This is a genomic window from Spirabiliibacterium falconis (assembly GCF_014885015.1).
Classification (GTDB): domain Bacteria; phylum Pseudomonadota; class Gammaproteobacteria; order Enterobacterales; family Pasteurellaceae; genus Spirabiliibacterium; species Spirabiliibacterium falconis.
Genome location: NZ_JABMIJ010000004.1, coordinates 275,265 through 284,430, shown reverse-complemented (window position 1 = coordinate 284,430; position 9,166 = coordinate 275,265). Strand labels below are relative to the sequence as shown.

At 39.6% G+C, this 9,166-nt stretch carries 7 protein-coding genes and 1 pseudogene; 3 read left to right on the top strand and 5 right to left on the bottom strand.

What is annotated here, in order from left to right:
- Positions 1–199: 199 nt before the first annotated feature.
- From HPC40_RS02400 to HPC40_RS02380, 5 genes and pseudogenes are all read right to left on the bottom strand, one after another.
- Positions 200–3,262: a type I restriction endonuclease subunit R gene (locus HPC40_RS02400; protein WP_208117880.1), complete on the bottom strand. Its 3,063-nt coding sequence runs from the start codon at positions 3,260–3,262 to the stop codon at positions 200–202.
- A gap of 107 nt (positions 3,263–3,369) precedes the next feature.
- Positions 3,370–3,546 (bottom strand): annotated as a pseudogene (locus tag HPC40_RS02395) (hydroxyacid dehydrogenase); the annotation flags it as partial.
- Positions 3,547–3,555: 9 nt separating this feature from the next.
- The gene (locus HPC40_RS02390; protein WP_208117878.1) at positions 3,556–4,884 is read right to left on the bottom strand and encodes a restriction endonuclease subunit S; all 1,329 of its coding nucleotides are present in this window, start codon (positions 4,882–4,884) and stop codon (positions 3,556–3,558) included.
- 56 nt (positions 4,885–4,940) lie between these two features.
- The gene (locus HPC40_RS02385; protein WP_235972270.1) at positions 4,941–7,145 is read right to left on the bottom strand and encodes a type I restriction-modification system subunit M; all 2,205 of its coding nucleotides are present in this window, start codon (positions 7,143–7,145) and stop codon (positions 4,941–4,943) included.
- A gap of 9 nt (positions 7,146–7,154) precedes the next feature.
- Positions 7,155–7,739 carry a restriction endonuclease subunit S gene (locus HPC40_RS02380; RefSeq protein ID WP_208117877.1) on the bottom strand — a complete coding sequence of 195 codons (585 nt, stop codon included), beginning with the start codon at positions 7,737–7,739 and terminating at the stop codon, positions 7,155–7,157.
- Positions 7,740–7,980: 241 nt separating this feature from the next.
- Between HPC40_RS02380 and HPC40_RS09440 the strand changes: the two genes are divergently transcribed.
- The 3 genes from HPC40_RS09440 to HPC40_RS02370 all read left to right on the top strand — a co-directional run bounded on the left by HPC40_RS09440 (position 7,981) and on the right by HPC40_RS02370 (position 9,150).
- A complete protein-coding gene (locus HPC40_RS09440; protein ID WP_268932798.1) occupies positions 7,981–8,109 on the top strand; it encodes a hypothetical protein in 129 nt (42 codons plus the stop codon).
- 29 nt (positions 8,110–8,138) lie between these two features.
- On the top strand, positions 8,139–8,648 hold the full coding sequence (locus tag HPC40_RS02375; RefSeq protein WP_208117876.1) for a nitroreductase family protein: 510 nt from the start codon (positions 8,139–8,141) through the stop codon (positions 8,646–8,648).
- 277 nt (positions 8,649–8,925) lie between these two features.
- On the top strand, positions 8,926–9,150 hold the full coding sequence (locus HPC40_RS02370; RefSeq protein ID WP_328805294.1) for a ribosome alternative rescue factor ArfA: 225 nt from the start codon (positions 8,926–8,928) through the stop codon (positions 9,148–9,150).
- Positions 9,151–9,166 lie beyond the last annotated feature (16 nt).

Sequence of the window (9,166 nt, the reverse complement as noted above, 5' to 3'; positions counted from 1 at the left end):
TTTTGCATGATCATTAACACTCTCATTCAAATCAATAATGATCAATCAGATAGATAAGGATAAAATGATGACAACTTATTCAGCACATTTACAGCAGATTACCCGCGAGCGCCGTTCTATCTACGCTTTAGGTAACGCCTTACCCGTTTCGCCGCAGTTCTTCAAATATAGAATTATGATTAAGTTATAAATTTATTTGCTATAGCTGAGTTGATTTAGCTGCAGAATGTACCTGCTTATAAATTATTTTCGCTAGTCTCTGACTGACTTTTCTTTTAATCTGCGGATTATTTAAGATTTTTGTTGCGCTTTCGCCAAACTTTTCGAATAAATTGATACATAAATCATCCATTCTTTCATTAAAATAATCCATAAAAGAGGCTAGCGGATTATTAGTAGCAGCAGCCATAATATCCGGATTTTCTTGAGCAAACTTTTCAATAGATTCAAAAAATAGTAAATCAGCAATCGTAAATTCTGTAGTAAAGGAATCGTTTAAATCTTGAATGAGTTTATCCAATTCTTCCGTGAGGTTTGCTTGCCCTGTTCCGACATCGGTGGAACCTTTGAGCGCGTTGGCATCACCCTCATTTAAATGAATGGAGCCTTCGCTGATCTGTTGCAAACGATAATATTGCAAAACTGCCATTTTTGATAAATCCAGTTTTTCACTTTGAGTACCGCGCGGCAGTTTCATCATTAGCGATTTCAAATAGATATAACGTTTTTCATGAATGGAATCGGCATAAGGCAAAATTTGTGAGACAAATAAATACAAATTTAAATAGCTTTGTAGTTGGCTTTTAAACAGTTTTTGTTGCGCTTCGTTGTGTTCTTTATTATCTGAAAGATAGAGATATTTGTTTACTGCTCTATCAATAATAGCATTGAGCTTTTTATGCTCGCCGTTTGTTGGTGTAGTCCGTCTGCTAAACCACACCTCAGCAAAATCATCAATGTCATTTTGTGAATAGATATTCCATTCATCTAATGTATTACCTAAGCTAGCTAACTTATCATCATCAGGAATATCACCCAATTCTGTACGTTGATAATAAGGCTTAAATGCTGCATAAATCTCTTCAGGCGTATTCACAAAGTCTAAGACAAATGTATCTTCTTTGCCTTTTGCCGTACGGTTTAAGCGAGAAAGCGTTTGCACTGCTTGGACACCTGATAGGACTTTATCCACAAACATGGTATGCAGAAGTGGTTGATCAAAGCCTGTTTGGTATTTATCTGCAACTAAAAGCACCTGATAGTTATTACTGTCAAATTGCTCAGGCAATTCAGTTTCTTTGATGCCACCATTCATGCTAGGTTCTGTGTATTCTTTTTCGCTTTGTTCGGGTAAAATCACTTTGCCTGAAAATGCCACCAATGATTTGATGCCTTGATAGCCTTTTTCGGCAATATATTCATCAAATGCCAATTTATAATGCACGGCGTGTTCTCGTGAACCGGTCACCACCATTGCTTTAGCCTTGCCACCAATTTTATGACGAGTAACCGTATAAAAATGCTCAATAATAATTTCGACTTTTTGGCTAATCACACTGGGATGCAAATTCACAAAGCGCAGTAAGGCTTTTTTGGCTTTATGTTTTGGTAATTCTATATGTTCATCTGCTGTTCGTAATAAGCGAAAGTATTGTTTATAAGTCGTGTAATTGGCTAATACATCTAAAATAAAGCCTTCTTCAATCGCCTGTTTCATGGTGTAGCTGTGAAAAGGCGTTGTGCCGTATTCATTTGGCTCATCAAATAACGCCAGTGTTTTCCATTTTGGTGTTGCCGTAAATGCAAAAAAGCTCAAATTATCCTGACGCTTGCGTTTAAACTGTTCACGCAACATCTGTTTTTGCGTTTCAATGTCTTCAGGCTCTTCGTCTAAACCCATAAACTCTGCCGCAATCGCTGCTTCAATACCGCTTGTATTTAATACCCGGCGTAATTCGCTTGCTGTTTCGCCACTTTGCGAGCTGTGTGCTTCATCCACGATGACTGCAAAGCGTTTACCCTCAGTATCCAATACCATCTGTTCGCCGTGTTTTGCCTTAGTTTGGATACTATGCATCACATAAGGGAATTTCTGAATAGTGGTAATGATAATCGGAGTATTGGCAGCAATCGCGGCAGTGAGCTGATGCGTATCTTTATCAATTTTTTTCACCACACCATCAGTCTGCTCAAATTGAGCGACCGTTTCTTGCAATTGCCTGTCTAATACCACACGATCGGTCACAATAATCACGGAATGAAAGATTTTTTCATCATCCGCGTTATGCAAAGAAGATAAGTGATGCGCTAACCACGCAATCGTATTTGATTTACCTGATCCTGCTGAATGCTGAATTAAATAATTTTTTCCCGCCCCGTGTTGTTTAGCGTGGCTGACTAACTTTCTCACCGCATCCAGCTGATGAAAGCGCGGAAAAATCATCGTTTCCGTGGTGATATAGCGAAAGCCCGCGTCTAACCGCACTTTGTGTTCTTCGTGCTTTAGATGCAGAAAACGCCCAAGCAACGCCATCAGGCTATCTTTTTGCAAAATGTCCCGCCACAAATACGCGGTTTTCACATCGCCTTCAACAGGCGGATTACCTTTGCCATCATTAAAACCGCGGTTAAATGGTAAGAAATAGGTTCCATCGCCATCTAATTTCGTGGTCATATAGACTTCATTGGTATCAACGGCAAAATGCACCAACGTCCGTTTTTTAAATTCAAATAACTTGCCCTGAGGATTGCGTTCCTTACGATATTGCATCATTGCATCTTGAACATTCCAGCGTGTTGCCGACAACTCATTTTTCAGCTCAATAGTGCTCACAGGAATACCGTTGACCGCAATCACCATATCAATGCGCTCATTAAATTCCGTAATCACTTGGCGGATAATTTTCACCCTATTCGCGTCATATTGCGCCTGCGACGTATCATTTAGCCGGGAATTTGGTGCAAAATAAGCCATTTTTGCCGTACGGTTTGCCACGCGAAAACCCTCACGCAATACTTTCAGGCAGCCTTTAATATTCAATTCCTGATTTAATGCTTTGAGTAACTCATCTTGTGCTTGTTCTTTAAACAACATCTCCAAGCGCGTCCACAATTTTGGTTGAGTGGTCTGAATAAATGCCACCACATCATCAGGAAAAAGTGCGGTTGACTTATCATAAGATCGTGCCTGCCCTTGTAAATAGCCACCTTCAGTCAATAAACTCTGTTCAATTTCATTTTCAAAATCATATTCGGTGTGCATCAGTTAACTCCTTTGGCTCAAACTATTTTCCAATGCTTCTAATTCACGCAAATCTTGCTCTATTGCTTGCCATCATCGGCAGTTATCAAAGAATCCTTGATAACTTAATTTTCATTTAATTCACTGTCTTTAATAATATTTTTAATATGTTCAGATATATTTTGCACAGAGGTGGCAAAAAGTTCTGCAAGCTGACTTTGAGTTAGCCAAACTTCATTTTCCCGCACCAGAAGTGATATCTTACTTTTACCGTCATCTGTATTATAGATAATAAGATCATTCATTTTTATTCCTCATACCACCTTAATTTTCCCTGTAACCACCTGCGTAATCAACGCGCTGCGGTATTCTTTCAGACGGCCTATGGTTTGATTCACCGTTTCACATAAGCGGTCAATTTTGGCGGTTTCTTGGTCTAGGTAGTCAGCGATGGCGGTTTGTTCTTCATAGTTTGGTAATGGTAATTTCAGTTTTCTTAAATCATCTTGGCTTAAATTAGGTTGTCCACCACCATTCGATAAAGAAACTAAAATTGGTCTTCTATACCATAACCAATAAAATAAAAATTTATAATGTAGAGTTTCTGAATTTTCAAATACACAACATGCTTGATTAAAAGTTGCGTTTTTACCTAATATTCCTAATCTTCCAATAGTAGCCCCATACATAGCAATAGCTACACTATTTTTAGGATAGATTTTTAATGCAGAATAATCTTTTATAGCACTAGTAGTTACTTTTTGCTTAGTATCAAAAATAACATTTTCTCTTAATTCTGATGTAGTTACCCAAAGAATATTTCCATTATAGTATTCTTCATTATCGCTTTTAGGAGTTGTTCCACTTCCTATCAAATTAATTGAGTGAGTGATTTTCCAAGATTCCCAATGCTCAGGCACGTCGCCCAGCCATTCCACACCGCTCGCTTTCATTGGAGCGTTGGGGTTTAAGCCTTTGGTAACGGCTTGAGTGATAATGGCGCTACGTTGCTCAGCAAGTTTTTCTAACAAGATTTGCTGTTTATCAATTAAGGTATCAATTTCATCTAGTTTAGTATCTAAGTAGTCAGCGATGGCGGTTTGTTCGGTTAGAGGGGGAAGCCAAACAAAAGTATTTTTTAGAAATGCTTGTGTAATGCTAAAAACTTTCACTCCTTTAACTCTAGCTCTAATTTGATTGCGATAATTATTACTATCAAATACGTAAGCCAAAAATTTTGGGAAAACCACTTTTGAATTTGGGCGTGCAATAATTGTATGATAACCAGCAAAGACAGGTAACTCACTATTTAAATGAGTAAAATTACCTGAACCTTTAATATCTTCTGATGTATCAGCAAAAATGAAATCTCCATTTTTAAGTAAAGCATTTTGATGGTTTATCAGATACTCTTCAGGAACACATTTTAAAAGATGCTTGGCAGGATTTACCTCAAACCCATATTTAGAGTGAATTTCACCATAATTTACACATGGAATACCATTTTCAGTTAAATGCTCTCTGGTAATAGTCAATCCTTTTGAAAATTCAAGAATATATTTATTCTTTATCATATTCCAATGGCTTGGCACTTCTCCCAGCCACGGAATACCGCTATCTTTGTATGTGTCGTATCTGTTCATTTTTTATTTCATTAATCGCGGTAGGTAGGGTTTTTCCCATCCTACAAATCATATAATTATTGCAAGTTTCCTAGCATCTGCATAATTTCTCGCTCTAGCGCGACAATTTCGGCTTTGATGACGGCGAGATCGCGTGGTGGTTCGTATTCATAAAAATGACGGTTAATCGGAATTTCATAGCCAAGTTTGGTTTTGCTCTCATCTACCCACGCATCAGGCACATGCGGTAAAACTTCTGCCTGCATATAAGCGGACACGGTTGGACGAAGTGCAGTCAATAATTCATCTAGATTGGTTTCGTTGTCATAACCCAAACTAAGTGGAAACGCTATTTCAGACGGCATCGGCACCAATTCACTATCACGCAACTGCGGATCAGCTTCTTTATTGCCTTTGTTATCCAAGCAGATATCCGCATCAGAATCCCGTTCACTTAGGGCTTCTAAAATGGCTTTTTTTAGCGGTGCACCAATACTGAAATCCAATTTTTTTAATACTGGATTGAGCACTTTTAAAAAGGCATCGCGATTTTTATAAAGGGTATCTTCCATGCCGTTTAATGCTTGAATAATGGCTTCTTGCTGTGCTTTACCTTTTGCTTCATCGGCTTTAATTTGAGCCTCATCTTTAATTTTTTTACTTTTAGTCAGATTATTAAAAGCGGTTTGTTCCCAGAGTTTGTCAATACGCTCACGGCTTGCTTGAAAGTTTAGTCGCAATGGTCGTTCGACAATCACTTTTAAATAAGCAAAATCTTGATTATTGAAAATTTTACTGTCTTTGGTTTCTTTAAAGTCGGTATAAAGCTGAGTGATGTCAGCGATGTGTTGTTCGGATAATTCATTACGTTTGTTGCCGAGTGATTTTTGCATTTTTTGAAAATACTGTGTCGCATTAATCAGCTGGACTTTCCCTTGTCGTTTGGCACTTTTTTTATTGGATAATACCCAGATATAAGTATAAATGCCGGTGTTATAAAACATTTGGTCGGGCAGTGCGATAACAGCTTCGAGTAAATCGTTTTCAATCACATAACGGCGGATATTACTTTCACCGCTTCCTGCATCGCCGGTAAAGAGCGGTGAGCCATTGAAGACAACGGCAATGCGTGAGCCTTGTTCATCTGTTTCAGGTTGTTTCATTTTGCTGAGCATGTGTTGTAAGAAAAGCAGAGAACCATCGTTAATACGCGGTAGACCTGCACCAAAACGCCCTTGAAATCCTTGGTCTTTATATTCTTTTTTGATGTAATTTTCTTGAATTTTCCACTCCACCCCATAAGGCGGATTAGCAAACATATAGTCGAAACGTTTACCAATATGACCATCACAAGCGATAAAGCCATTATTTTTATCTTTTGCGTTTTGTATTCCCAAGGTATCACCAAAAATAATGTGTTCGGCTGGCTCGTCTTTAATCAGCAAATCAGCACAACAAATGGCATACGCTTCAGCATTATATTCTTGTCCGTATAAACCCAGGCTAATCGCCTGATTAAAGCTTTTAAGCTCTTTTTCAGATTCAGAAAGCATTCCGCCTGTGCCGCAGGTTGGGTCGTAAATCGTGCGGTATACACCGGCTTTTTTCAACTCTTGATGATCTTCGGCAAAAGCGATATTAACCATCAGGCCGATGACTTCACGCGGGGTGAAGTGATCGCCTGCTTCTTCGTTGGCTTGTTCGTTAAATTTACGAATCAGTTCTTCAAATAAATAGCCCATTTGGGTATTAGAAATTGCATCCGGTGATAAAGTCAGTCCTTGCGTTTGTAAGTCACCGACAAAGGTTTGCAGAATTTTAAATAAGCGGTTGGCCTCATCGAGTTTGTCAATTTCTTCTTCAAACTTAAATTTATCAAAAATATCTTTGGCTTTCGCTGAAAAACCACCAATATATTTAATCAGATTAATTCGAATATGATCAGGGTCATCAAGCAAACGGGCAAGGTTAAATCCACTGGTGTTGTAAAGCGTTTGTTTACGCGCTTCTCCTACAATATGGGTGAGTTTTTTATCCAGCAATACGCGCGGCAAACGTTTTTTTTCTGGTTTCTTTTGTTCTTCATCAAATAGGACTTTCATCGCATCGGTGTGCGGACTCAAAATCGCATCAAAGCGCGCCAACACAATCAGCGGCAACATCACGCGGCGATACTGTGGCGGACGGTAAGGGCCGCGCAAGCCGTTAGCAATATTCCATAAAATAGAAACCAGTGTGCTGTGATGCGGATGATATGGGGTGTTTTTAATATTCATGTTCATGTTCATTCCTTAGTTTGCGTTTAAAAGGTGTTCTGCCATGGCGGCGTTATATTCCTGACGCAATTGAATCAGCCGCTCAAAGCATTTTTGTTCGGCTAAGGCTTGTGAATGCTGCCCGATAATGTGTTGCTGAACGGCAAGTGGCGGTATGTTGACGGGTAATTCTTTCACAACGGCAAGCGTAATGATTTGAAATGAGCTCCCACGCGAAGCCGATGAGAAATAGTTTTTTGCCGTCATTGAGTGGTTGAGATACCAAACTAGATATTCCGGTAATAATTCTTCATTGACTAAATTAATGACAATAAATGGGTTGCTTGCCACGACTTTATCTTCAATGCTGCCTGAAAAAAGATAAGCAGTTGGTTCACCGCGCGCAACCAATAAAATAGCGTTATGCGGTAAAAACTGTGGCTTGGAATCATATTTCCACTCAATACCGGTTAAAAGCGCCGTATCAATCTGATGCGAATCTTTGGGCAAATCTTTAATTTGCACCGCATTGACTTCGCCATATTCGAGATAATCAATGGATTCCCGGATAGTAAACCCCGTATAAAGTTGGGCTAAATGTTTGAGAAGTACGGTTTTCACGACTCACCTTCCTATTTTGGGTGATTGAGAATAAAAACACTGTTTTTTATGCAGTAGATTGATAAATGCAAATAGATTGATGTGCATTATATTCTTTATCAGCCACTTTATCAAATATTTTTCATTATTTTTTTTACTGCATATATGAGCCATTCTGTTTATAAGGATTATCCAATTCTTAATTCCAAATATTAATATTTGATACCGTTGGCTTATCTGATGAGTAGACACGGTTGTCGGCGTGCCAGTTGCCGTGTTGCTACAAGGGGAAGCACCACCTGAAAGCCTGCTATTAGGTGCCGTGTTGATCGCACTGGACGTGGCGTGGGTAACGTGGGGTGGGAAAATGCTCTCTCATTCAAGTCAATGATGATCAATCAGATAAATAAGGATAAAATGATGACAAACCATTCAGCACACTTACAGCAGATTATCAGCGAGCGCCGTTCTATCTACGCTTTGGGTAAAGCCTTATCAGTTTCGCCGCAAACGGTGATTGATGTTGCCAAGCGCACCTTGCTTAATACGCCGTCTGCATTTAATTCGCAGACCACACGCCTTGTTATCTTGTTTGATGAGCATCATCACAAACTGTGGGATATCACTCAAGCGCAACTCATGCAGCTTGCCCCAACGGCAGACTTTGCACGCATTAAACAACGCATGGACAGCTTGTGCGCGGCGGCTGGCACCGTGCTTTTTTATGAAGATCAAGCGGCGATTGAGGCAGTGCAGAAAGCCTTTGCTTTATACGCCGACGGGATGCCGAATTGGTCGCAACACACCTCAGCCATGCACCAATACGTCCTATGGCTTGAGCTGACCGCACTTGGCATCGGCGCCAATCTTCAGCATTACAATCCTCTGATTGATAGCGAAGTGGCGCACGAGTTTGACATTCCCGCGTAGTGGAAGCTCATCGCACAAATGCCGTTTGGTCATATCCTCACGCCAGCAGCTGAAAAATCATTTTCACCTATGGATGAGCGTTTGAGGGTGTTGGGAGCAAGATGATTGACAGTCCTTTGGCAAGTAAACAGAAAGTAATAGCATCTATGATTACCATTTTGTATGGAAATGAAGAGCAGTTGAGTAAATTTCAAGAAAACATGAATGTTGTAACAGCGCGCCAATTTGTGTAAAAGGCTAAAATGCGTATAATGAGAGCAATTTAACCAAGGAGATAATGATGAGTAGAAAGAAACAAAACGATGTATACGAGCATCAACGTGGTGTCATCACTGACAATGCACTTAAAGCATTAGTGACCGACAAACTCTTTCGTGTGAGAGTCAAGAAAGAGAAAAAAGGCAAAGGGAGTTATCAGCGTAAAGGGCGATACGGTAACCATTATGATAAAAGCCCAGTTGTAACCGTTTGGAAAAATAGTTACAACTGGGCTTTTTGCTAGATTCTTGACCGCACTT